The sequence below is a fragment of the Salinisphaera sp. RV14 genome (assembly GCF_052044135.1).
In the GTDB taxonomy this organism is placed as follows: Bacteria; Pseudomonadota; Gammaproteobacteria; order Nevskiales; family Salinisphaeraceae; genus Salinisphaera.
Window position 1 is genome coordinate 26,299 of record NZ_JBQDYF010000007.1, and the last position, 24,172, is coordinate 50,470.

Genomic DNA, 24,172 nt, shown 5'->3' on the forward strand with positions numbered 1-24,172 from the left:
CATTGACGAACGGATTGCGATCCGGCACGCCAATCATTCCAAAAGGCATCGGCTCGTGCCGCCAGGGCTCACTCACACGATCCGACAGAGTCGCGTTGCCGCCCGCAATCGTGCTCCCGCAACGCGCTTGGCGCCAGCCTTGGTCACGCCAAGACCAAGCTGCGCAACGCCGCAGGGCGCTGACTAGCGCATTTTCCTCTGTCCCCGCCCCGCGGCGTACCGAAAAATGTACGGCCATGAACGCGTATCGAAGCCGGTGAATGCTGACATAACATCTGCGTCAATCTGCGTTGATCTGCGGATAAATGCCTTACAACAATAGAAGCACGCTCTAACGTTTGAGATCGACCAACCTGGCCAGCGCGCTGACTTCCTTTTTATCCAGTTCGCGGTAGCTGCCGGCCTTGACCCCGGTGGGCAACGGAATCGGGCCGAAACCGGTACGCATGAGGCGTGAGACGGTCACGCCCTGGCTGTCCCAGAGACGGCGCACGACGCGGTTGCGCCCCTGGCGCACGGTGACCTCGAACCAACGGTTGGCGCGATGGGCATCGTCGCCCTCGCGGATCGAGTCGAAGCGCGCGATGCCGTCTTCGAGCTGCACCCCCTCGACCAGCCGGTCGAGCATCGCCTGATCCACATTGCCGCGCACACGAACGGCGTAAGTGCGCACGATTTCGTACGACGGATGCTCCAGCCGCCGCTTCAATTCGCCGTCGGTGGTAAGCAACAACAGGCCCGAGGTATTGACATCGAGCCGGCCGACGGCGAGCCAGCGTCCCGCGTCGAGCTTGGGCAGCTTGCGAAAGACCGTGGCCCGCCCTTCCGGATCGCGACGGGTCACGACCTGGTCGATGTGCTTCTTGTAGGCGAGAACACGAACCGGGACCTCGCCGCGCTTCGCCAGATTGAGCGGCCTGCCGTCCAGTCGCACACTATCGCCCGCCGCGAGCGTATCGCCGAGCGTCGCCACGCGCTCATTGATCTTGACGCGGCCCTCGGCGATCGCGCGCTCGAGTTCGCGCCGCGAACCGTAGCCGGCGTGCGCCAGCACTTTCTGTATGCGATCAGCCATGATTGGATCCGATGCTGCGGTTATTTCTCGACGAAGGCACGTTCAATCACGTACTCGCCGGGTTTGCCGATATGCGGCGATACCGTGAAGCCGCGATCGTCGAGCAGCTTCGCGGTGTCGTCCAGCATACCCGGGCTGCCGCAGATCATGGCGCGGTCGCGCTCGGGATCGAGCGGCTCGAGGCCCAGATCGCGGGTCATCCGGCCGTTGTCGAGCAGCGTGGTCAGCCGCCCCTGGTTGCGGAACGGCTCGCGGCTGACGACCGGGTAGTACAACAACCGACCCTGGATGAGTTCGCCCAGGATCTCGTCGTTGGGCAGGTCGTTCTTGAGCAGCTCGTCGTAGGCCAGATCCTCGATGTAGCGCACCCCGTGCACCACGATCACCCGCTCGAAGCGCTCGTAGGTCTCCGGATCGCGCACGACCGACAAAAACGGCGCCAGACCGGTGCCGGTCGACAACAGATACAGATTGCGCCCCGGATGCAGGTCGGTAATCAGCAGCGTACCGGTCGGCTTGGTCGACACGAATACTTCATCGTCGACCTTGAGATGCTGCAGGCGCGAGGTCAGCGGCCCATCCGGCACCTTGATCGAGAAGAACTCGAGGTATTCCTCGTAGTTGGCCGATACGATGCTGTAGGCGCGCAACAGCGGTTTGCCGCTTTCGGTCGGCAGGCCGATCATCACGAACTGACCGTTTTCGAAGCGCAAGGATGCATCGCGCGTCGTGGTGAACGAAAACAGGGAGTCGTTCCAGTGCTTGACGCTGGTGACGCGTTCGGTATTCAGGGCTGCCATGAGATGTCCATCATCAAACCGCTTTCGCGGCATCAAACCAAAAACAAGTGTGGCGGGTAACGTGGTGCCGGCGCGGCTTATTCCAAGTCCGCGCGGTCGTCGGGCGGCGCGTCGGATGCCCCCTCCGGCGTGCCCGAATCGCCCTCGTCGGCGTCTCCGCGCAGGCGTGCGACCGCGGCGTCGAGCGTGTCGACATCCTTGAGCTCGGGCAGGCTCGGCAGATCCGCCAATCGTTTCACGCCGAAATCGTCGAGGAAACGGGGGGTGGTGGCATACAGCGCCGGCCGGCCGGGCACTTCACGATGGCCGACCACCTTGATCCATTCATACTCGGACAGGGTCTTGATGATGCCGGTCGACACCGACACCCCGCGCACCGCTTCGATGTCGGAACGCGCCAGCGGCTGGCGGTAGCAGATGATCGCCAGCGTCTCGAGCATGGCGCGCGAAAGCTTCGGCGGGCGCTCCGCCCAGAGCCGGGCCACCAGCGCGCCGTAGTCCGGCCCCACCTGGAAGCGCCAGCCGCCGGCCACCTCGACCAGATCCGCGGCCGAATCGGCATAGCGCCCGGCCAACGCCGACAACGCAGTGCGCACATCGGCCTGGTCCACCGCATCGGTGGCCGCGAGCAGGCGCACGAGCTGGTCGACCGACAACGGCGAATCCGCGGCCAGCAACAAGGCCTCGATACAGCGCACCCGCCGCTCGGAGACCTCGCGGCGCTCGCTCGTCCGGGCGGCGCCGGCCTCGGGTGACGGCTTCGATTCGGTCATTCCGCCCCCCGGCGGCGCAGCGATACCGGCGCATACGGCGCCGCCTGCTCGATCGCGATCAACGACTCGCGCGCCAGTTCCAGAATCGCCAGGAACGACACAACGACGCCCAGCCGCCCTTCCTGCAACGAAACCAGTGCGACGAATGCCACCGGGCGGTCCGAATCCAGCCGTTCGAGAATCCGCGTCATGTGCTCGCGCACCGACAACGGCTCGCGCTCGATCACATGCCGCGAATACAGCTCCGCCCGCGTCAGGACATCATGCAGCGCGCCGAGCAGCGCACGCAGATCGGTTTCCGGTGCCGGCCGCTCGATGGCCATCGCCACGGGCTCGTGCCGCACGGGCGTGATGTCGCGCCCGACGCGCGGGCAGTCGTCCAGGCTTTCCGCCGCCGCCTTGAACTGTTCGTATTCGGCCAGGCGGCGGATCAGCTCGGATCGCGGGTCCTCGCCCTCGTCTTCTTCCGCGTCCTCGGCCTTCGGCAACAGCATGCGCGACTTGATCTCGGCCAGCATCGCGGCCATCAGCAGATACTCGCCGGCCAGTTCGATCGCCATTTCCTCCATCAATTCGATATAGGCCATGTACTGCTGGGTGATCGTGAACACCGGAATATCGAGGATGTTCAGGTTCTGACGACGGATCAGGTACAGCAACAGATCGAGCGGGCCTTCGAAGGTCTCCAGAAACACGCGCAGCGCGTCCGGCGGGATGTACAGATCCTCGGGCAGCGCCTCGTAGCGCTCGCCCGCGACCCGGATGGCTTCATCATCCGGCGTCGGCTCCGAATCGGCGGCGGTCGCGGTCAAGATCGGCGGACGGCCTCAGGCCGCGCCCGGCAGGAAGCCGGTCGCCGCGTACGCGGCATCGAGCGTCGGTTGGGCCCGTTCCCGGGCGGCCGCGGCGCCGCGCGCCAGGATGGCGTCCAGCCCGGCGGTGTCGGCGGCGAATTCCGCATAGCGCGCCTGCAGCGGCTCGAGGAATGCCACCACCGCCTCGGCCAGGTCACCCTTGAGCGCGCCATAGCCGGAATCGGCGTAGTCGGCCTCCAGGTCGGCGATCGGACGATCGGTCACCGTCGAGAAGATCGACAACAGATTCGATACGCCCGGCTTGTTCGCCTCGTCGAAACGCACCTCGCCGTCGGAATCGGTGACCGCGCGCTTGATCTTCTTGACCACTTTCTTCGGCGGGTCGAGCAGCTTGATGACATTGGCCTCGACATCGTCCGACTTGCTCATCTTGGCGCTCGGCTCACCCAGGCTCATGATGCGCGCGCCCACCTCGGGGATGAACGGCTCCGGCACGGTGAACACGGACTCACCCACGCGCGCATTGAAACGCTCGGCGAGGTTGCGGGTCAGTTCGAGATGCTGCTTCTGGTCGTTGCCGACCGGCACGGCATCGGCCTGGTACAACAGGATGTCCGCCGCCATGAGCACCGGATAGTCGAACAGGCCCGCATTGACGTTGTCGACGTTCCTGGCCGACTTGTCCTTGAACTGGGTCATGCGGTTGAGCTCGCCCATCGACGTATGGCAATTCAAAAGCCAGGCCAGCTGGGCATGCGCCGGCACGTGCGACTGCACGAACAGCGTCGCGTTGTCCGGATCAATGCCGGCGGCCAGATACAGGCACAGGAATTCATGGCAGCGAGCACGCAGCGCGGCCGCGTCCTGGCGCACGGTGATCGCGTGCATGTCGACCAGCGCGAACAGGCAATCGTGGGTCGACTGCATGTTCACCCAGTGCTTGAGCGCGCCAATGTAATTGCCCAGCGTGAGTTCGCCGGAGGGCTGAATACCGGATAATACGACCGGTCGGGCATGGGCCGAGGACACGAGCTACTACTCCCAGCTGTCGAGAATGACGGACGCGCGAGTATACGGCACCGCGCCGGAAGCGCCGAGCCCATGGCGTCAGGCGGTCTCGTCCCCGTCCAGACCGATCGCCTCGGCACTGCCCTTGCCCGGGCGCAGGATCCGGGGCACGTCTTCGGTCAGGTCGACCACGGTCGTCGGTTCGACGCCGGTGGCCCCGCCGTCCACCACGAGGTCGATCTGCCGGTCGAACTCCTCGCGTACCTCGGTGGCCTCGGACAGGGCGCGATCGTCGCGGGCGACCGCGGTCACCGTCATGAAGGGTTCACCGAGCGCATCGACGATCGCACGCGCGACCGGATGGCCGGGCACCCGGATGCCGATCGTCTTGCGCCTGGGGTGCGCCAGCCAGTTCGGCACCTGTTTGGATGCCTTCAGGACGAAGGTATAGGCCCCGGGCGTTGCCGACTTGAGCAGGCGGAAACTTGGATTCTCCACCTTGGCGTAATGCGCGATCTCCGACAGATCGCGACACACCAGGGTAAAGAAATGATCGCGATCGAGCCCGCGGATCTGCCGGATACGTTCCATCGCGCTGCGATCGCCCATGGCGCATGCCAGGCCGTAGGATGAGTCCGTGGGATAGGCGATCACCCGGCCGGCACGCAGCGCACTGGCGACCTTTTCGATACGGCGGGGCTGCGGGGTCTGCGCGTGGATGTGGACGAGTTCGCTCATACATCCAGTGTAACCACTCCCGGCGGCATCGCCCATAGTCGAGCCCGGCTGCATGCGGCACACTATGAGCCTCACATACCCGTTTCGGGAACCAATTGTCATGGATTACTTTGCTATCGTTTCCTTCGACGTGGCCGAGAGCGCCGACGGTCGGGCCAAAGCCGGTGAAGAGCATCGCCAGCGCTTGCGCGATCTGGATGCCGAAGGCCGCCTGCTGACGGCCGGCCCGCTGCCGCGCACCGACGCCTACGGCAAGATCACCGAGGGTTATCAGGGCAGCATCATCATCGCAGCCTTCGACAGCCTGGAGTCGGCCCGCCAATGGGCGAAAGTCGATCCCTACAACGCCGAAGGCGTGTACCTGGAATCCACGGTCTACCCGTACAAGAAAGTCTTTTAAGCCGTTTCCATGAGTGATCGCATCCATCGTATCCGCGCCGCCCTCGCCACGGGGCTGGACACCGACGACATCGCCATCCGCGACGACAGCCACCTGCATGTCGGCCACGCGGGCGCGGCAACCGGGCTGGGGCATTTTCATGTCACGATCCGGTCGCCGAGGTTCTCCGGGTTGAGCCCCATCCAGCGTCATCGACTGGTTTATGACGCGCTGGGCGATCTCATGCAGACCGATATCCACGCACTGCAGATACGGGCACTACCTCCCGAACAATAAGATCGCCATAACCATCACGCGCCCCGGGGGAGGAGCGGGCGCGCGCAGGGAGAAAGCACTTGAACATCCGCCTCCTCGCCACGGGTTGTCTGCTGGTTGCGGGTACCTCCGCGCATGCCCGGACCGGCCCGGCGGCGACGCCCGTCGGCGCCGGCAACGACACCGCGAACGCACCGACCCGCGTGCTCGCCCCGATCCGGGTCAACGCCTTCCGGCTCGGCCAGGAGCTGCTGTCGACCGCGGCTGCCGTAGACGTGATCGGCCACGACGCGATCGACCGGGGCCGACGCAAGACCCAGCTCAACGCGGCGCTGAATCGTGTGCCGGGCGTGTACGCCAACAACGGCTCCAATTTCGTGCAGAATCTGCGCGTGTCGATACGCGGTTTCGGCGCCCGTTCGGCGTTCGGCGTTCGGCGTTCGGCGTTCACTGGGCCGGCTCGATCTACGCCAACGATGCCAATACTGCGTGCCTGGCGCCGCATACCGTGGTCAACGCGCGCGCGGGCAAGACGGTACCGCCCGGGGCGCATCACCTGACCGTCTACGCCGGGCTGGACAATCTGTGCGACGAGAAATATTTCGACAACAGCGGCATCAACAGCTACGGCCGACGTTACTTCGAACCCGCGCCCGGAGGCGCGATCTATGCCGGCTTGAAGTCCCGGCTTCGTGGGCGGAGCGGCGGTACGCTCAGCCGCTGAGGAATTCGTTCAAGGTGGCCTCGTCCAGCGCACTGACCCGCAGGGTGCGGCTTTCGACCGGCGCGCCCGCGCCGTTGACCTTGCGTCGCAGCACCACCAGTGGCTGGTAGGCATCGAATTCGGCTTCGTGAAAGGCGACCCGCGGGTCATGCTCGACGGCACCCGGGGCGTAAATCCCGCATCGGGCGACGGCATACTCACTATCGCCGGCAACGCGAAACTCGCGCCGGCCGATCCGTTCGCCCGCGGCCTGGAATGCCGCGGCCACCCAACCGTCGATTGCCGACCAGGCCTGTTCGGCCATGGACTCGCGCCGCTCGGCCAGACGCTGGTTGTCGCCCATCCGCGATTGCACTTCCCCGGTTGTGACCTCGAGCCAGCTTCGCGCCACCCTGCTCATCCTGTGTTGGAATCGACGCGATAGACTACGATCTTGCGCGATGAGCGGCAAGCGCCTGGCGTTATCTGGCTACGCTGTCCTCGTGTTCGTCGAGCAATGCCCGCAGGCCGGCCTCGTCGAGAATCGTCACGCCCAGCTTTTCGGCCTTGTCGCGCTTGCTGCCGGCGCGCTCGCCGGCCACCACGTAATCGGTTTTTTTCGACACGCTGGAGGTCACACGGGCACCGAGTGCCTCCAGGCGGTCGCTGGCCTGGTCGCGCGTCAGCGACGCCATGCTGCCGGTCAGCACGAAGGTCTGGCCCGCCAGAGGCTGGGCGGCGGCATCGGTATCCACCGTCGGCCAGTGCACACCGGCCTCGATCAGGGCGTCGATCACCGCGATGTTGCGCGGCTCGGTGAAGAAGTCGGCAATCGACTGTGCCACGCGCGCGCCGACGCCCGGCACCGCCTGCAGGCCCTCGGCGACCATCGCGCGATCGCGGGCGGCCTTGTTGTCCGGATGTTGCGCCTGTACATCGGCCAGACGCTGGTGATACCGCTTCGCCTCGGTTCTCAGCGCCTCCAGCGTGCCGAAGTGACGCGCCAGGTCGCGCGCCATGGTCTGGCCGACCTCGCGAATACCGAGGGCGAAGATGAAGCGCTCCAGCGTGGTCTGCTTGGCCGCCTCGATCGAGGCCAGCAGATTGGCCACGGACTTCTCGCCGTAGCCTTCGCGTTCGACCAGGGCGTCGCGATGTTCGGCCAGCGAAAAGATGTCGGCCGGCGAATGCAGCAGCCCCTCGGCGACGAAGGCCTCGATCTGACGCTCGCCGAGGCCTTCGATATCGAGCGCATTGCGCGAGGCGAAGTGCTTGAGTGCCTCGCGTCGCTGCGCCGCACACACCAGCCCGCCGGTACAACGCGCCACGGCCTCGCCCTCGACTCGCTCGACCGCCGAACCACAGACCGGACAGGTCGACGGCAGCTCGATCGCCGTGGCCCGGTCACCGCGCGCGGCGACGGCCTTGATCTCCGGTATCACGTCGCCGGCCCGCCGCACCACCACGCGATCGCCGATATGAATATCCTTGCGCTCGATCTCGTCCATGTTGTGCAGGGTGGCGTTGGAGACGGTCACACCGCCCACGAATACCGGTTCGAGCTTGGCCACCGGCGTGAGCGCACCGGTCCGCCCGACCTGGAACTCGACACTGTTGAGTGTGGTGGTGGCTTCCTCGGCCGGGAACTTGCGCGCGATCGCCCAGCGCGGCGCGCGGGCGACGAAACCCAGCTCGTCGCGGCTCGGACCGTCGTCGACCTTGAACACACAGCCGTCGATCTCGACGTCCAGATCGGCGCGGCGCGCGGCCATGGCTTCGTAGTAGGCCCGACAACCCTGCAATCCGGTGACGCGATCCACATACGGGCTGATGGTGAAGCCCCAGTCCGACAGCAACCGCAGCTGCTCGAAGAGACTGTCGGTGAGTTCGGCGCCATCAACCCGGCCGATGCCATAGCCCATGAACGCCAGCGGCCGCGTGGCGGTGATGCGCGAGTCCAGCTGGCGCAGGCTGCCCGCGGCGGCGTTGCGTGGGTTGACGAAGGTTTTCTGGCCCTGTGCTTCCAGCCGTGCGTTGAGCGCGTTGAAACGCGAGCGGGCAAGTACGACCTCACCGCGGATCTCGATGAACGCCGGCGGCTCGTCGGTGGCCAGGCGCAGCGGCAGATTGCGGATGGTGCGGGCGTTGGCGGTAATATCCTCGCCGGTGATGCCGTCGCCACGGGTGGTGGCACGCACCATGACGCCGGCTTCGAAGCGCAGATTCAGCGCCGTGCCGTCGAACTTGGGCTCCGCGCAGTAGACCAGCTCATCCACGCCGGCCCCTTCGCGGGCACGCCGATCGAACTCGGCCAGCTCCTCGTCGTCGAAGCAGTTCGCCAGCGACAGCATCGGCGTCGCATGCTCGACCGACTGGAATTCATCCACCGGTGGCGCGCCGACGCGCTGGGTCGGCGAATCGGGCGTGACCAACGCCGGGTACTCGGCCTCGAGGGCCTCCAGCTCGCGAAACAGGCGATCGTACTCGGCGTCCGAAATGGTCGGTTCGGCTTCGATGTAATAGGCACGGCTGTGCTCGGCCAGCGCCCGGGCGAGCTGCCGGGCGCGCTTGCGTTTGGCCGCCGGAACGGGCTCGCTCATCAGCGCCGGCGACCGAGCTGAGCCCGACGATCGATATCGGCGATCTGGTCGAGTATGTACTGCGCCGTCTGCGCCTTGAGCAAGGCGCGGTTGTCGTCGAACACCTGCCCGCCGAGGTCGGTGGCCAGCTGGTTCGCGGTTTCCATCATGTCGCGCATCGCGGGCCGGCCATCGATCGGCGCGGGCACCAGCAGGAACAGGGTCAGGCCCGGCGTGGTCAGCTGATCCTGGTCGACCGGATCCAGCGTGCCCGGCTTGAGCATGTTCGCCACACAAAAAACCGACTCGGTCACGCCGTGAACTTCGGTGACCCGGTGATACAGGTCATTGAGGCCGAACTTGAGATCGGCCCGCGCCAGGCTTTCGTGAATGCTCGGCCCGTCGAACACCTGCCCCTCGGGGGCCGCGACGTAGAGCACGAACAACTGCGACTGCTCGGTGCGCTCGGGCGCGACCATTTCGACACGCTCGGTCGCCGCCGGCGGAATCTCGGTGTCCGCGCCCGGCGCGTCGCCCTCGCCGCCAGCCGGCTGGTCCAGGCCGCGCGGCGTCTCGGCTTCGCTGGAACGCACCGTGGTTCGACCGCGCGGCGCGCTGTCGGCCGGCGCTTGCCCGTTGGCGTCGGGCGCGGCCGGCCGGCGCCGCACCGCCGTCGGCTGGCGTACCGCGCGCGTACGGCCCGTGGCCTCGTGATCGGCCGCCTGTTCGGTCTCGCGGGCGCGCGCGGCCTCGGCCGCCGCCTTGCGGTCGGCCGGCGTCTCCTTGTTGATCGTGCGTACGCCGACGATATACGAATCGCCGCCGCCCGGTGCGCGCTCGCTGCCCCCGGCCGCGGGGTCGTCCATGCCCTGCCAGGGATCGCCCCCGCCCTGACGACGGATATACCAGTAGACGCCGGCAACGACGACGACAACGAGAATCAGAACAAGCCACTGCACGATAGACATAGGCGACGAGAGCGAAAGTGGATGAGGGACCGTGGGCGGCGCGGACGCTAGCCGGCGAGATCCAACGCCTGATTGATGTCGACGCTGACCAGCCGGGATACGCCGGGCTCGGCCATGGTCACGCCGTGGAGTTGTTCGGCCAATTCCATGGTCAGTTTATTATGCGTGATGACGATGAACTGCACCTGTGCGGACATCTTGCGCACCAGTTCACAAAAACGCGAGACGTTGGCATCGTCGAGCGGCGCGTCGATCTCGTCGAGCATACAGAATGGCGCCGGATTGAGCTCGAACAGTGCGAACAGGAGCGCCACCGCGGTCAGCGCCTTCTCGCCGCCGGACAACATCTGGATCGAGGCGTTGCGCTTGCCGGGCGGCCGCGCCATCACGCGCACGCCGGTGGTCAGCCAATCCTCGTCGGTCAGTTCGAGCGCGGCCTCGCCGCCGCCGAACAATTGCGGAAACATCTCCGAGAAGCGGCTGTTGACCTGATCGTAGGTGGACTTGAAGCGCTGGCGCGTCTCGCGGTCGATCCTGGCGATCGCCTGCTCCAGGGTCGACAACGCCTCGGACAGGTCCGCGTGCTGTTCGCCGAGGTATTGCTCGCGCGCGGCGACTTCGTCGTATTCCTCGATCGCCGCCAGATTGATGGCGCCGAGCCGGGCGATCCGGCGTTCGATGGCTTCGATCGCTTCATTCCAGGCGTCGACGGTCGCGTCCTCGGGCAGCGTCCGGGCGATATCGGCCGGCGCCTCGCCCAGTTCCGACAACTGTTCCACCACGCCCTGGCGCCGCACGCCCGCCGTTTCGACGTCGACCTTGGCCTGTTGCAGGCCGTCGCGCGCACGCTCGGCGACCTGCTCGGCGTTCATCGCCGCCTGCGCGCTCTGTTCCAACTCGTTTTCACGCGCGGTCAACGACTCGCGTGCCGCACGCAGTTCGCGCTCGGCGCGCGCCTGGATTTCACGTGCTGCATGCAAATCGTCGGCGCTGTATTCGCTGGCCGCCTGTTCGCCGGGGCCACTGGCATCGAAACGTTCCAGCTGGCCATTGACATCGTCCAGGGCGGTTTGGGTATCCGCCAATCGCGAGGCCAGGTTCTCCCGCCGGCTTGCCAGCTGCGACCGGGCGCTGTCGAGTTCGCCCAGACGACGCTCGGCGGCGGCCGCCTCGCTGCGCGCCTTGTCCCGTGCGTTACGCGTCGCCGCCAGCGTATCGCGCGCCTGCTGGCGGGCGGCGGCGAAACGCTCGGCCTCGGTCTCCAGCTCGGCCACCCGGGCCGCGGCGGCGTCGGCCTGCGCGCCGGCCTCGGCATGCTGGCTGGCCAGCTCGGCCAGCTCCGCTTCGATCTCGGCATCGCGGCGGCGCGTCTGCTCGACCCGCAGGCGCTCGCCTTCCAGCTCGGCGCGCCGCGTTTCCAGCGCGCGCTGGCTCTGGCCGACCCGTTCATCCAGTTCGTTGGCCCGGGCGCGACGGGTCTCGAGCTGCTCGCGTCGTTCCGCCAGTGCGGCCTCGCTGGCGGAACGGCGCGCGCCGAGATCGCGCACTTCGTCGTCGAGCGCGGCGATCCGTTGCTCGCGCTCGAACACGCCGCGCTCGGCCGATTCCGGGGCCGGCGTGGTGAGACTGGTGGCACCGATCCGGCAGCCATCCGGGGTGACCAGCAGCTGATTCGGGCGCAGTTGCTCGCGCGCCGCCAGCGCCCGGGACAGGTCCGGGGCCACGAAAACATGGGCGGCCGCCGCCCGGATCGCGGCCGGCCCTTCGATGCCCTCGGCCAGCGCGACCAGACCGGCCGGCGGCTCGGGCATCGCGACCGCCGGCTCGCGATCGGATTCGATCAGGGTGACGGGCTCGTTGGGCCACGCCGGTGCGCTGGCCGAACCGGCCAGGCTTTCCACCGTGAAGCCTCGCAGCAGCGCGCCCAGCGCGGCTTCGGCCGCGGCCCGCCAGTCGTCACGCACTCGGACGCGGCGCGCTACGCCCTGGGCCTGGCCATGGCCGCAGGCCGCCAGCCAGGCATTGATCGCTTCGTCGTCTTCGCGCAGTACGGCCTGCTGCATCTTGCGCTCCGAGGCCAGCTCGGCCTGGCGCTCGCCGAGCGCGGTGCGGTGCGTCGTCAGTTGCTGTTCCAGCTCGGCTATTTCGGCGCGTAACGCGTCGATGGCTTCGGCCGTGGCCGCGGCCTGCTCACGATCGGCCTCGAGCTGTTGCGTGCGGGCCGCGACGTCCTGTTCGCTCGCCGCGAGCGCCGACTCATCGATCGTCGGCAGGCGGTCGCGCTCGCCGCGCCGTGCGGCGTCGCGCTCGGCCAGCGCGTCGCGTTGTTGGGTCGCATAGCGTGCGCGCGTGCGCTCGGCGTCGAGTTGCTGCACCGGGTTGTGCTCGCCGGCGTTGAACGCATCCCAGGCGGTCTCGGCCTGCGTGGCCTCTTCCTCGGCCGCCGCCAGGCGCTCGCGCGCCGCCTCCAGGTCGGCCGCCGCGGCATCGCGCTCGGCCTGGCGGGTCTGCTGTTCGGCCGCCAGCGTCCGGTCGGCCTCGTGATCGGCCTCGCGCCGTTGCGCCAGGGCATCGCGCCGATCGGCCAGCGCCTGGCGCTCGCGCTGGCGCATCTGCGCGACTTCGCGCGCATGATCGAGCGCCTGTTCGATCCGCCCCACATTCGCCTGGGCGTCGTAGAACGCGGCCTGGCGGTTCTGTACTTCGGTCATTGCCTGCTGCTGCGCCTTGTTGGCCGCCTCGCGCGCGCTTTCGGCCCGGCGGCGTGCCGAGATCGCCTCGCGCAGTCGATCCTCGGCCGCGCGCAGCGTGGCCTCGGCAGCCTCGACTTCGCCGGCGCGCGCCTGCCAGCGCAGGGTCAGCAATTCCGCCCGCAACCGGCGCTCGTCCGCCTTGTAGCTCTTGTACTTCTCGGCGTTGGCAGCCTGGCGCTTGAGCGTGCCCAGGCGCTGGCTCACCTCGGAGATGAGATCGTCCAATCGTTCCAGGTTCTCGCGCGTATGCCGAATACGGTTCTCGGTCTCGCGGCGACGCTCCTTGTATCTGGAGATGCCGGCCGCCTCTTCGAGCACCTGGCGCATGTCCTCCGGCCTGGCCTCGATCAGACGGTTGACCGCGCCCTGCTCGATCACGGCGTAGTTGCTGCGGCCACCCAGGCCGGTGCCGAGAAACAGATCCACCACGTCGCGCCGACGCGCCCGCGTGTTGTTGATGAAGTACTTGGAGCCGCCGTCGCGGCTCAGTTCGCGCCGGATGGATATTTCACCAAAGGCACCGTACTGCCCGCCGAGCTTGCCTTCGCTGTTGTCGAACCGCAGCTCGACCGATGCCCGACCCACCGGCTTGCGGGCATGCGAGCCATTGAAGATGACATCTTCCAGCGCCTCGCCCCGCAGTTGCCGCGCGCTCGACTCACCCGTCACCCAGCGTACGGCGTCAATCACGTTCGACTTGCCGCAACCGTTGGGCCCGACGACGCTGGTCAGATTCGAGGCCAGCGACAGCGTCGTCGGATCGACGAACGACTTGAAACCGGCGAGCTTGATCTGGGTCAGACGCATGCTGTGTTCAGCCCGTCGCGCCGATCGTGATGCCCTGGATTTCGCGCATTGTCGCCCCTGACACGGCTGCCCGCCGCTACGCATGCAAAGCCGGCTAGTGTAACCTAGCGCCGCGTTGATCCGACACGATGCCATCGCACCATGCCTAGTTCCCCGAGCCGTTCACTGGAAACCTTCGACAACCCGAAGCCCGAGCGCGATTACACGATCCGCATGCGGATTCCGGAGTTCACCTGCCTGTGCCCCGTGACCGGCCAGCCCGACTTCGCCACGCTCCATCTCGAATACGTGCCGGAGGCGGCCTGCGTGGAACTGAAGTCGCTCAAGCTCTATATCTGGTCGTATCGCGACGAGGGCGCATTCCACGAGGCCGTAACCAATCGGATTCTGTCGGACCTCGTCGCCGCCACCGCCCCGCGCTTCATGCGTCTGACCGCCGAGTTCTGGGTCCGTGGCGGCATCGATACCACGGTGATCGCCGAACATCGGGCCGAGGGGTGGCAACCGGCGCCGCGGGTCGATCTCGCGTAACGCCGGCGTCGGGCGCCGAACACAACGGTCGCGGCGGACCGCATCGCTATCGCAAGGGCGCCAGGTTGTTGCCGTCGACGCGCACACGCGTGCCGGCGCTGAGGCCGTTGACCGAATCCAGCGTCACGCTGCGGGCGCCACCAGTATCCATGGCGACGTCGACCCGATACACCGTGATCTTGCGGATATGCTTCTCGGCGGCGTTGCCGGCATAGGCGCCGCCTAGCGCGCCGGCGATCTCGGCAATGGTCTTGCCCGCACCGTGGCCGATCTGGCTTCCGATGGCCCCGCCCGCAACGCCACCGGCCACCGCGCCGACACCGCTACCATGCTGCGCATTGCGCTGGATCGGTGTAATTGAACTGATCGTGCCGCAGTCGCTGCATACCGGCTTGGAATGGCTGCGGGCCTGCGCGGTCTTGTGCTCAGATGCCTGTTTGGCCTCGCTGTGTTTCTGCCTGGCGCGCGCTCGATCCTGTTTGGCCTCGGCGAGTTTTTTCTGTGCCTCTTTCTTCTTGGCCGACGCCCTGGCATCGGCTGCCTGCTGTTGCGCCTGTGCCAGGTTTTTCTGTGCCTGTTCGAGGTTCTGGTTGGCCTGCTGTAACTGCGCCCGGGCATTGTCCGCCTGATCCTGCTTGCTCCTGGAACAGGCCGTCAGCCCCAACACCGGGATGAGCAGCGCCACGGCGGCGGCGCGAAGCAACGATGGTGAGATCATGTCGTAACTCGCTGTCTGAAACATCGTCGGGCAGCCGATACGGCATTTGAACCACGCCGCAAGGGCTACAATAACGACGTTATTCTAGAGCGTGCAGGCGAACGATAGATGAATCCCGTCCGCGAACTGGTCATCGGCCCCAGCTATCTGGCGCGCGGTTTCAACCTGTTGCGCGCGCCGGGACTGCGCCGCTATGTGGTGGGGCCCATCGTCGTGAACATCGCCCTGATCGTTGCCCTGGTCAGCCTGTTCGGCTGGCAGATCGACGACTGGCTCACGTACTGGCTGGCCGGCCTGCCGCACTGGCTGGCCTGGCTCGGGGACGTGCTCTGGTGGCTCGCGATGGCGCTGTTCACCCTGGCCTTCTGTTACCTGTTCACACTGCTCGCCAACCTCATCGCCAGTCCGTTCAACGGCATGCTCTCGGCACGCGTGGAACAACTGCGGACCGGAAACGAACCGAACAGCGGCCTGAGCATCGCCGGCGAGATGTGGGACGGCCTGGTCGGCGAATTGCGACGCCTGCGCTATTACGCCACACGCGCGGCGCTGCTGGGCTTGGTGAGCCTGGTGCTGTTGTTCATTCCGGTGGCCAACCTCGCGATCGCGCCGCTCTGGTTCGTGTTCGGCGCCTTCATGCTGGCATTCGAGTATCTCGACCCGGCCATGGCGAATCGCGGCATGGCATTCGACGACAAGATGCAGCACCTGTACGCGCACGGCTGGCGCCACCTCGGGTTCGGGGGCGTGGTGACACTGGCGACCGCGATTCCCCTGGCCAATCTGGTGGTCGTGCCGGCTGCGGTCATCGGCGCCACGCTGCTCTATATCGAAACCGGCGACCCAACGCCCGCGGACCGGCCGACCCGCGCCCGGGGCTGACGCATGCGCGCCGAGCGCCGACGTGCGGCGGCCACGCGGCTGCGCACGACGGCGCCATTCGTCCGGCCGAATGCATGCCCATAGCGGTATTTGATTGCACACCGGCATCATTTTTGCTAAAGGTACGCGCTGTTTGTCGACCCGAGAACACAATGGCGACTACGGAAAACACCTCAAAACTCGACGCGCCTCAAGAGTTTACGCCCTACGTCCCTTCCGAGGACGAGGAGTATATGAATGAAGCGCAGCGCGAACACTTCCGCGATATCCTCGTTCAGTGGAAAAAAGAGCTGATGGAGGAAGTCGATCGCACCATGCATCACATGAAGGATGAGGCGGCCAATTTCCCCGACCCAACCGACCGCGCGAGCCAGGAGTCGGAGTTCAGCCTCGAACTGCGAACGCGGGACCGTGAGCGCAAGCTGATTCGCAAGATCGACCAGGGCATCGCCCGGGTCGACCGGGACGAATACGGTTTCTGCGAAACCTGCGGCACCGAGATCGGCATCCGGCGCCTGGAAGCCCGCCCGACGGCCACGCTCTGCGTCGACTGCAAAAGCCTCGACGAGATCCGCGAGCGTCAGCTCGGGCGCTAGCGGCCGCTGCAGGCGACCGCGGGCGCTTGTTGCACGGGACCGGCCCCCAACGGGGCCGGGTCGGGCTGCCCGTGTCTGGCACACTGACGACATCGCCCGCGACCTGTCGTAATCGAGACGCCGATGTCCTCCCAGCGGATCATCAACAAATATCCGAATCGACGGCTGTATGACACCGAAGTCAGCCGCTACATCACGCTCGAGAACATTCGCCAGCTCGTCATCGCCAACGAAGACTTCAAGGTCGTGGACAAGCGCAGCGGGCACGACATCACCCGCAGCATCCTGCTGCAGGTGATCAGCGAGCAGGAAGAAGGCGGCAATCCGATCTTTCGGACCGAGGTGTTACGCAACATCATTCGCTTCTATGGCGACTCGATGCAGAGCACCATGAGTTCGTATCTCGAGCTGTCGCTCGAATTCTTCAACGAGCAGCAGTCGCAGTTCCGGGACCGATTGCGCCGTCTGCTGGGGGCCAACAACCCGCTCGCAGCCCTGCGCGAGTTGTCGCAGGACCAGCTGCCCCTATGGCGCAGTGTACGCCGCGAGTTTCTCGCCAACATGGCGCGCCGTGACTCGTCAGCGGCGAAAGAGCGGGCAACCGAACGCCCCCCCGAAGAGGGCGGGCCGACCGGCACCGGGCGTAACCGGCCATCCGATTGAATGGGCCGGGAAAATTTCTGGCGACGACGCTTGATTTATACGAAAGTCGTACTATACTTAGGCCACGGTCGCAAAGGCGACCACCGTATCTCCTCCGAAAGGCCTAACGGCCTTTCTCGCACTTAGCCCCCTTACCCAAGGGGGCTTTTTTTATGGTCACGATCCCATGGCACGGCGCGCGCCGCAGTCGCCGGGGTCGGGCCGGCCCAGGCGGATAATCAGCGCGCATGAAAAAGGCGCCCCCGGGGAGGCGCCTTTCGCGTTGCCGCCAGATCAGCAACCGGAACGATCAGCCCTCGGCGCTTGCCTCGGGCTCGGCCAGTTCCTTCATCGAAAGCCGGACACGGCCCTGACGATCGACTTCCAGCACCTTGACCTTGACCATCTGGCCTTCGGACAGCTCGTCCGTGACGTTCTCCACACGATGCGGCGCGATCTGCGAGATATGCACCAGACCGTCGCGGCCCGGCGCCAGGTTGACGAAGGCGCCGAAGTCGACGATGCGAACGACCTTGCCTTCGTAGATCTGGCCGGCCTCGATGTCCTTGGTGATCTCCTCGATACGCTGGATCGCGAGATCCGCCGCCGATTTGTCGACCGCGGCAACGTGAATCGTGCCGTCATCCTCGATGTCGATGGACGCGCCGGTCTCTTCGGTGATCGAGCGGATGGTCGCCCCGCCCTTGCCGATCACGTCGCGGATCTTCTCCGAATCGATCTTGATCGTGAAGATGCGCGGCGCCCACTCGGAGACTTCCTTGCGCGGCGCGTCGATCGCCTCGGACATGACGTCCAGGATGTGCAGACGGCCTTCCCGGGCCTGGTCCAGCGCGACTTCCATGATCTCGCGCGTGATGCCGCCGATCTTGATATCCATCTGCAGCGCGGTGATGCCGTTCTTGGACCCGGCCACCTTGAAGTCCATGTCGCCGAGGTGATCCTCGTCACCCAGGATATCCGTGAGCACGGCGAACTTGTCGCCTTCCTTGATCAGGCCCATGGCCACACCGGCGACCGGCGCCTTGATCGGCACGCCCGCGTCCATCAACGCCAGGCTGGTGCCACAGACCGAGGCCATGGAGGACGAGCCATTGGATTCGGTGACTTCCGAGACCACGCGCATGACGTAGGGGAACTCGTTCTCGAGATCCGGTAACACGCCCATGATCCCGCGCTTGGCCAGCTTGCCGTGGCCGATCTCGCGCCGCTTGGGGCTGCCCATAAAGCCGGTCTCGCCCACGCAGTACGGGGGAAAGTTGTAGTGCAGCATGAACGGGTCTTCATACTTGCCTTCGACCGCGTCGATGAGCTGCGCATCACGACCCGTGCCGAGCGTGGCGACCGCCAGGGCCTGAGTTTCGCCGCGGGTGAACAACGCCGAGCCGTGGGTCCGGGGCAGCACGCCGGTGCGAATGGTCAGCTCGCGCACGGTGCGCGTGTCACGCCCGTCGATACGCGGCTCGCCTTCGAGGATCCGCGAACGCACGGTCTTCTTCTCGAGATCGCCGAGCGCGCCCTTCACGTCTTCACGCGAGTAGCCCGCCTCACCTTCGGCCGCCGCCACTTCCTCGACAACCTTGTCCTTGATCTCGCCGAGGCGTGTCTGGCGCTCCTGCTTGTCGGCGATCTGGTAGGCAGCGGTGACGTCCTCGCCGGCAATGCGCGCGACCGCCTCGGCCAGCGACTCGTCCTTCTCGGCCGCCTGCCAGTGCCAGGCGGGCTTGGCGGCTTCCGCCGCCAGCGCGCTGATCGCCTGGATCGCGGCCTGCAACTGTTCGTGGCCGAACAGCACCGCCCCCAACATGATCTGTTCCGACAGCTGCTTGGCTTCGGATTCCACCATCAGCACGGCGTCGGACGTACCGGCGACGACGAGGTTGAGGTCGCTTTCCTTGGCCTGGGTCGCGCTCGGATTGAGCACGTACTCGCCATGGGCATAACCCACGCGCGCCCCGCCGATGGGGCCGTCGAACGGCATGCCCGACAGCGCCAGCGCGGCCGAGGCACCGATCATGGCAGGAATGTCGGGATCGATCTCGGGATCGACCGACATCACCGTGGCAATGATCTGGACTTCATTATGGAAACCCTTGGGAAACAGCGGCCGGATCGGGCGATCGATCAGACGGCAGGTCAGCGTTTCCTTCTCGCCCGGGCGGCCTTCGCGCTTGAAGAACCCGCCGGGGATCTTGCCGCCGGCATAGGTGCGCTCCTGGTAATTGACGGTCAACGGAAAGAAATTCGCATCGGGCTTGGCTTCCTTTTTCCCGACCGCGGTGACGAGCACCACGGTGTCGCCCATGCTGACCTTGACCGCGCCATCCGCCTGGCGCGCGATTTCACCGGTTTCCAGCGTGACGTCGTGCTCGCCGTACTGGAACGTTTGCCGGCTGGTGACTTCTACTTTACTCACGTATTTCTTCCTGGCTTCTTGCTTTCTGAAACAAAAAAGCGCCCGGCTCGGGCATCCCGAGGGGCGCTTTGGCGATCAAGCGAAAATGATCGCGCGCTTAGCGACGCAGACCAAGATCCTGAATGATCGTCTTGTAGCGGTTGGCGTCATGACGCTTCACGTAATCGAGCAGCTTGCGGCGACGGTTGACCATCTTGAGCAGGCCGCGCCGCGAATGATGATCCGCCTTGTGCTGGTCGAAATGCGCGCCGAGCTGGCTGATACGGGTGGTCAGCAGCGCGATCTGCACTTCGGGCGAGCCGGTATCGCTGCTTGCGCGGCCGTATTTCTCGATAACGTCGGCTTTTTCTTGCGTCGACAGAGCCATAATCACTCCTGGAGTTGTCTTGGCGAGCCCGCGCAACTGGATCGTGCTGCAGTCTGGCTTTTTCCAAATCGGGGCCGAGTCGACGTTCAGCTCACCCTTTGGGAAAAGCCCGTGCGTTGGCCAGTTGCCTGATGGGACCGCCGGGTTCGGTGGAGGACGTATTCTAGCGGCGAAAGCGCGCGCTTACAACCGCTAAAAAGGCGATTTTCCGCGCGTTTCGCCGTTGTCATGGTTGCGGGCGCGCGAACAACCGCTTCGGGCGAAGCGCGCCATCGCCCGGGCAATAGCCCAGGCCCAGGAGGTGCCCCGCCGGCGACACCACACGCAACAGCCCGTCGCGCGCCGGCCAGTCGCCGTATACCGTTCGACCATGCAGGATCGCGTCAGCCTGCGCGGCATCGACCGATGCCGCCGGCCAGTCGCCAATCAGGGCCGAAACCGGCCGCAGCCAGGCATGCAGGCGTTCGGGCTCGTCGCGAGCCGCCGCCTCGATCGACGCGAGTTCGATCATCGGCTCGTCGGCGCCCAGCGACCCGACCCGAGTGCGACGCAACGAGGCGACATGCGCGCAACCGCCCCAGGCGCGCGCGATATCCTCGACCAGCGTGCGCACATAGGTACCGCTGCTTACCGCCACGTCGAGCGTCAGGCTGTCCGCACCGGCCGTAACCAGGTCGAGCGCGTGCACGGTAATCGTTCGCGGCTCGCGCTCGATCGTACGGCCTTCGCGTGCGTATTCGTAGAGCGGTTTGCCGTCGACTTTCAGCGCCGAATACATGGGCGGAACCTGCGTCTGGACGCCGACGAACCCGGCCAGTATCGACGCCAGCGCATCGCCCGTGGGCGTGGCCACGTCGCTGCTTTGCGACCACTCGCCTTCGGCATCGCCGGTCGTGGTTTCCCGACCGATACGCGCAGTCACCCGGTAATGCTTGTCGGCCGCCAGCAGATAAGCGGACAGTTTGGTCGCCTCGCCAAGACACACGGGCAACAGACCGGTCGCCAGCGGATCGAGACTGCCGGTATGGCCGGCCTTGCGGGCATCGAACGCCCGCCGCACCCGCTGCAGCGCATGATTCGAGGACACGCCGAGCGGCTTGTCCAGAAGAATCACACCGTCGATGTCGCGGCCCTTGTTACGACGCGCCACGATCCGGGCCCGCCGTGTCGTCCTCGCGGGCGGTGGACTCGGCGTTGTCGCGGTCTTCGCGCACCGCGCCGGATATGATCTGGTCCAGACGCTGCGCTTCCCGCTCGGTTGCATCCTCGATGAAGCGCAGATCCGGCATCACCCGCAACCGCAGGCGCTGGCCGAGATGCTTTTTGAGAAAACCCCGGGCGGCCCGCAGCCCCGCGATCGCCTCCGCCGATTTCTCGGCGGGCGCGGTCACGTCGAAGTTGCTGACAAACACCTTCGCATATTTCAGATCCGGAGAAACCTCGACGTCCGTGATCGTTACGAACGTCACCCGGGGATCCTTGACCTGTGTGGCGATCAGGACCCCGAGCTCGCGCTTGAGCTCCTCACCGACCCGCTGATGACGTGAGAATTCGCGTCCCATCGCCGGCTCAGGCCGTCTCGGTGTCGGCGACCTTGCGCTGAACCTCAGTGCGCTCATACACCTCGATCTGATCGCCCGGCTTGATGTCGTTGTAGTTCTTCACGCCGATACCGCATTCGGTGCCGGCGGGCACACGATCCACCGCGTCCTTGTGGCGCCGCAGCGATTCCAGTTCGCCCTCGTAGATCACCACGTTGTCGCGCAGCACGCGGATCGGCTGACCCCGCACCACCGCACCGTCGGCGACCACACAACCGGCGATCGCGCCGAGCTTGGAGGAGCGGAACACGTCGCGTACCTCGGCCAGGCCGATGATCTCTTCGCGCAGCTCGGTGCCCAGCAGACCGCTGACCGCATCGGTGACGTCCTGGATCGCCTCGTAGATCACGCTGTAGTAGCGCACATCCACGCCGGCTTCCGCGATCGTCTTGCGCGCCTTGTTATCGGCACGCACGTTGAAACCGATGATGATCGCCTGTGAGGCCAGCGCGAGTTCGACGTCGGATTCGCTGATACCGCCGACACCACTCGAAATGATCCGGATCTTGACCTCTTCGCTCGGGATCTTGCGCAGCGATTCGACCAGCGCTTCCACGCTGCCCTGCACGTCGCCCTTGATGAGCAGGTTGAGATCCTTGGTTTCGGTCGGACCGTCGTCGCCGATCGCGGAGAACACCTCCTCGAGCCGTGCCGCCTGTTGCTGGGCCAGCTTCGACTCGCGCTGATGCTCCTCGCGCTGCGCGGCGATTTCGCGCGCCTTCTTCTCGTTCGCCACCACGAAGGCATCGTCGCCGGCTTCCGGGGTGCCCGACAGACCCAGCACCTCCACCGGTATCGACGGGCCGGCCTCCTTCACCTGCTCGCCGAGCTCGTTGAACATCGCCCGGACGCGACCGTAATGCGGCCCCGCGAGAATACTGTCGCCGCGCTTGAGCCTGCCGGCCTTGACCAGAATGGTCGCCACCGGGCCACGGCCCTTCTCCAGGCTGGATTCGATCACCACGCCGCGCGCGGCGACATCGATCGGCGCCTTGAACTCGGAAACCTCGGCCTGCAACAGCACCGCGTCCAGCAGGTCGTCGATGCCTTCGCCGGTCTTGGACGAAACCGGCACCACCTGCACGTCGCCGCCCCAGTCCTCGGGGATGATGCCCTCGGCCGACAGGCCCGACTTGACCTTGTCCATGTCGGCGCCACTGACATCCATCTTGGTCACGGCGACCACGATGGGCACGCCGGCGGCGCGCGCATGCTGGATCGATTCCCTGGTCTGCGGCATGACGCCGTCATCAGCCGCGACGATCAGAATCGCGATATCGGTAATTTCGGCACCGCGTGCACGCATGCGCGTGAACGCCGCGTGGCCCGGGGTGTCGATGAACGTGATCGCGCCCTTGTCGTGCTGCACATGGTAGGCGCCGATATGCTGGGTAATGCCACCGGCCTCGCCCGCCTGCACCTTGGTGCGCCGAATGTAGTCCAGCAGCGAGGTCTTGCCGTGGTCGACGTGGCCCATGATGGTCACCACCGGTGCCCGCGGCACGCCCTCGACCTGCTCTTCCTCGGCCCGCACTTCCTCGGCCAGCGCCTCTTCGGCGGTTTCCGAATGCACGGGTTTCGGGTTGTGGCCCATTTCCTCGACGATGATATGGGCGGTTTCCTGATCAACCGTCTGGTTGATGGTCGCCATCACGCCAAGGCGCATCATGCGCTTGAGCACTTCACCGCCCTTGACCGCCATCTTCTGCGCCAGATCGGCCACGGTGATGGTTTCGGGGATCTCGATGTCGCGCACGACCGGGGCTGTCGGACGTTCAAAGGTATGCTCGGTGGCCACGTTGACGTTCTTCTGGCGCCGGCCGCCGCCTCGCTTCTTCTTGTCCTTGCGCCGACCCTGCTTGCCTTCGGCGACATGCAGCTCCTTGCGCGGCTTGTTGCCGCCAGCGGGCGCCGCCTTGGCGGCACTCGCGCCAGCACCGCTTTCGGCGCCGCGAGCCCGCTCGCGCTCGCGCGCCACGTCCTCTTCGGTGCGGCCATGACTTTCCGCGGCCCGCCGCAGGTTTTCCTGTGCACGCGAGCGCGCGGCGTCGACCCGAACCCCGAGACGGGCACGCTCACGCTCCATGGCCTCGCGACTGGCCTGGGCTTCGGCGTCCTTTCGCGCCTGGATCTGGGCCTGGCGCTTGGCTTCGGCCTCAGCGCGCTGGCGCTCTTCCTCTTCGCGCCGGGCGCGGTCCTCGGCCTCCTTGCGCTCACGCTCCTCGCGCTGCGCGCGCTCGGCGGCCTCCGCCTCCACGCGCGCCTGCTCGGCGGCCTGGTCGAGCTCCTGGCTCTGCGCCGGCTGCGCGCTCGCCTCGTTCTCGGGCTTGTCGTCGCCCGCGGCTTCCTGGCCGCGGTTCGCGAACGTACGCCGCTTGCGCACCTCGACACTGACCGTACGGCCCGACGATCCACCACGCCCGGTGTTGACCTTGAGCTCCGACGTTGAACGCCGGCGCGACGATACGCCGGACCGCTTGGTACCGAGCTTTCCGCCCGAGCGGCCTGTGTCCGCCGAGCGCAAGTGACGCAACAGCTTGAGTTTATCGTCGTCGCTGATCTGATCGTCGGCCGTGGAAGCGGATACGCCCGCCTCGGCCAAGCGCGAGACAAGTCGCTCCACCGGAATACCGACTTCCGATGCCAGCTGTTTGACTGTCGTTTGCGCCATATTTTACTTACTCCGTGGTGCCCACGCGCTATCGGCGGGGCCATCCGTTCCGTTCG

24 protein-coding genes are annotated in these 24,172 nt (G+C 66.2%); 8 read left to right on the top strand and 16 right to left on the bottom strand.

Annotated elements, in window-relative coordinates:
- Positions 1-331: 331 nt before the first annotated feature.
- The 6 genes from ACS8Y6_RS09100 to ACS8Y6_RS09125 all read right to left on the bottom strand — a co-directional run bounded on the left by ACS8Y6_RS09100 (position 332) and on the right by ACS8Y6_RS09125 (position 5,209).
- Positions 332-1,075 carry a pseudouridine synthase gene (locus ACS8Y6_RS09100; protein WP_440851201.1) on the bottom strand — a complete coding sequence of 248 codons (744 nt, stop codon included), beginning with the start codon at positions 1,073-1,075 and terminating at the stop codon, positions 332-334.
- 20 nt (positions 1,076-1,095) lie between these two features.
- Positions 1,096-1,875, bottom strand: a complete 780-nt coding sequence (locus ACS8Y6_RS09105) for a ferredoxin--NADP reductase (protein WP_440851200.1) — start codon at positions 1,873-1,875, stop codon at positions 1,096-1,098.
- A gap of 77 nt (positions 1,876-1,952) precedes the next feature.
- Positions 1,953-2,648, bottom strand: coding sequence for an SMC-Scp complex subunit ScpB (gene scpB / locus ACS8Y6_RS09110; RefSeq protein ID WP_440851199.1), 696 nt, complete (start codon positions 2,646-2,648; stop codon positions 1,953-1,955).
- Positions 2,645-3,460 carry a segregation and condensation protein A gene (locus ACS8Y6_RS09115; protein ID WP_440855431.1) on the bottom strand — a complete coding sequence of 272 codons (816 nt, stop codon included), beginning with the start codon at positions 3,458-3,460 and terminating at the stop codon, positions 2,645-2,647. Before ACS8Y6_RS09115 ends, scpB begins: the two co-directional genes overlap by 4 nt.
- 15 nt (positions 3,461-3,475) lie before the next feature.
- Positions 3,476-4,492: a tryptophan--tRNA ligase gene (gene trpS, locus ACS8Y6_RS09120; RefSeq protein WP_440855432.1), complete on the bottom strand. Its 1,017-nt coding sequence runs from the start codon at positions 4,490-4,492 to the stop codon at positions 3,476-3,478.
- A 78-nt stretch (positions 4,493-4,570) separates the two neighbouring features.
- On the bottom strand, positions 4,571-5,209 hold the full coding sequence (locus ACS8Y6_RS09125) for an L-threonylcarbamoyladenylate synthase (RefSeq protein WP_440855433.1): 639 nt from the start codon (positions 5,207-5,209) through the stop codon (positions 4,571-4,573).
- Positions 5,210-5,309: 100 nt separating this feature from the next.
- Here ACS8Y6_RS09125 and ACS8Y6_RS09130 point away from each other — a divergent pair, with 100 nt between their 5' ends.
- Genes ACS8Y6_RS09130 through ACS8Y6_RS09145 form a run of 4 tightly spaced genes read left to right on the top strand, consistent with a single transcriptional unit; the run spans position 5,310 to position 6,588 of the window.
- The gene (locus ACS8Y6_RS09130; protein WP_440851195.1) at positions 5,310-5,609 is read left to right on the top strand and encodes a YciI family protein; all 300 of its coding nucleotides are present in this window, start codon (positions 5,310-5,312) and stop codon (positions 5,607-5,609) included.
- A gap of 9 nt (positions 5,610-5,618) precedes the next feature.
- Positions 5,619-5,885, top strand: coding sequence for a BolA family protein (locus tag ACS8Y6_RS09135; RefSeq protein ID WP_440851194.1), 267 nt, complete (start codon positions 5,619-5,621; stop codon positions 5,883-5,885).
- A gap of 59 nt (positions 5,886-5,944) precedes the next feature.
- Positions 5,945-6,424 (top strand): TonB-dependent receptor plug domain-containing protein, encoded by a 480-nt coding sequence (locus tag ACS8Y6_RS09140; protein WP_440855434.1) that lies wholly within the window; start codon positions 5,945-5,947, stop codon positions 6,422-6,424.
- Positions 6,373-6,588, top strand: coding sequence for a hypothetical protein (locus tag ACS8Y6_RS09145; protein ID WP_440851225.1), 216 nt, complete (start codon positions 6,373-6,375; stop codon positions 6,586-6,588). The genes ACS8Y6_RS09140 and ACS8Y6_RS09145 overlap by 52 nt, the downstream gene beginning before the upstream one ends.
- Here ACS8Y6_RS09145 and ACS8Y6_RS09150 read toward each other — a convergent pair.
- The 4 genes from ACS8Y6_RS09150 to smc all read right to left on the bottom strand — a co-directional run bounded on the left by ACS8Y6_RS09150 (position 6,578) and on the right by smc (position 13,674).
- On the bottom strand, positions 6,578-6,979 hold the full coding sequence (locus ACS8Y6_RS09150; RefSeq protein WP_440851193.1) for a hypothetical protein: 402 nt from the start codon (positions 6,977-6,979) through the stop codon (positions 6,578-6,580). The genes ACS8Y6_RS09145 and ACS8Y6_RS09150 overlap by 11 nt on opposite strands.
- A 70-nt stretch (positions 6,980-7,049) precedes the next feature.
- Positions 7,050-9,167 (bottom strand): NAD-dependent DNA ligase LigA, encoded by a 2,118-nt coding sequence (gene ligA, locus ACS8Y6_RS09155; protein ID WP_440851192.1) that lies wholly within the window; start codon positions 9,165-9,167, stop codon positions 7,050-7,052.
- Positions 9,167-10,114: a cell division protein ZipA gene (gene zipA, locus ACS8Y6_RS09160; protein WP_440855435.1), complete on the bottom strand. Its 948-nt coding sequence runs from the start codon at positions 10,112-10,114 to the stop codon at positions 9,167-9,169. The genes ligA and zipA overlap by 1 nt, the downstream gene beginning before the upstream one ends.
- Before the next feature lie 47 nt (positions 10,115-10,161).
- The gene (gene smc / locus ACS8Y6_RS09165) at positions 10,162-13,674 is read right to left on the bottom strand and encodes a chromosome segregation protein SMC (protein ID WP_440855436.1); all 3,513 of its coding nucleotides are present in this window, start codon (positions 13,672-13,674) and stop codon (positions 10,162-10,164) included.
- Between the two features lie 141 nt (positions 13,675-13,815).
- Between smc and queF the strand changes: the two genes are divergently transcribed.
- Positions 13,816-14,205 (top strand): preQ(1) synthase, encoded by a 390-nt coding sequence (queF, locus tag ACS8Y6_RS09170; protein WP_440850317.1) that lies wholly within the window; start codon positions 13,816-13,818, stop codon positions 14,203-14,205.
- Between the two features lie 46 nt (positions 14,206-14,251).
- On the opposite strand, the gene ACS8Y6_RS09175 is transcribed toward queF, so the two are convergent.
- The gene (locus tag ACS8Y6_RS09175; protein ID WP_440850318.1) at positions 14,252-14,923 is read right to left on the bottom strand and encodes a glycine zipper 2TM domain-containing protein; all 672 of its coding nucleotides are present in this window, start codon (positions 14,921-14,923) and stop codon (positions 14,252-14,254) included.
- A gap of 108 nt (positions 14,924-15,031) precedes the next feature.
- On the opposite strand from ACS8Y6_RS09175, the gene cysZ reads away from it, so the two are divergent.
- The 3 genes from cysZ to phaR all read left to right on the top strand — a co-directional run bounded on the left by cysZ (position 15,032) and on the right by phaR (position 17,064).
- A complete protein-coding gene (cysZ, locus tag ACS8Y6_RS09180; RefSeq protein WP_440850319.1) occupies positions 15,032-15,805 on the top strand; it encodes a sulfate transporter CysZ in 774 nt (257 codons plus the stop codon).
- A 152-nt stretch (positions 15,806-15,957) separates the two neighbouring features.
- Positions 15,958-16,401 (top strand): RNA polymerase-binding protein DksA, encoded by a 444-nt coding sequence (gene dksA, locus ACS8Y6_RS09185; RefSeq protein ID WP_440850320.1) that lies wholly within the window; start codon positions 15,958-15,960, stop codon positions 16,399-16,401.
- Between the two features lie 123 nt (positions 16,402-16,524).
- Positions 16,525-17,064 carry a polyhydroxyalkanoate synthesis repressor PhaR gene (gene phaR, locus ACS8Y6_RS09190; RefSeq protein ID WP_440850321.1) on the top strand — a complete coding sequence of 180 codons (540 nt, stop codon included), beginning with the start codon at positions 16,525-16,527 and terminating at the stop codon, positions 17,062-17,064.
- Positions 17,065-17,353: 289 nt separating this feature from the next.
- Here the strand turns inward: phaR and pnp are convergent, their stop codons facing one another.
- From pnp to infB, 5 genes are all read right to left on the bottom strand, one after another.
- Positions 17,354-19,477 carry a polyribonucleotide nucleotidyltransferase gene (gene pnp / locus ACS8Y6_RS09195; protein ID WP_440850322.1) on the bottom strand — a complete coding sequence of 708 codons (2,124 nt, stop codon included), beginning with the start codon at positions 19,475-19,477 and terminating at the stop codon, positions 17,354-17,356.
- A gap of 97 nt (positions 19,478-19,574) precedes the next feature.
- Positions 19,575-19,844 (bottom strand): 30S ribosomal protein S15, encoded by a 270-nt coding sequence (gene rpsO / locus ACS8Y6_RS09200; RefSeq protein ID WP_440850323.1) that lies wholly within the window; start codon positions 19,842-19,844, stop codon positions 19,575-19,577.
- Positions 19,845-20,070: 226 nt separating this feature from the next.
- A complete protein-coding gene (gene truB / locus ACS8Y6_RS09205; protein WP_440850324.1) occupies positions 20,071-20,994 on the bottom strand; it encodes a tRNA pseudouridine(55) synthase TruB in 924 nt (307 codons plus the stop codon).
- Positions 20,981-21,406: a 30S ribosome-binding factor RbfA gene (rbfA, locus tag ACS8Y6_RS09210; RefSeq protein ID WP_440855437.1), complete on the bottom strand. Its 426-nt coding sequence runs from the start codon at positions 21,404-21,406 to the stop codon at positions 20,981-20,983. Before rbfA ends, truB begins: the two co-directional genes overlap by 14 nt.
- A gap of 7 nt (positions 21,407-21,413) precedes the next feature.
- Positions 21,414-24,116 carry a translation initiation factor IF-2 gene (gene infB / locus ACS8Y6_RS09215; RefSeq protein WP_440850326.1) on the bottom strand — a complete coding sequence of 901 codons (2,703 nt, stop codon included), beginning with the start codon at positions 24,114-24,116 and terminating at the stop codon, positions 21,414-21,416.
- Positions 24,117-24,172: the final 56 nt, after the last annotated feature.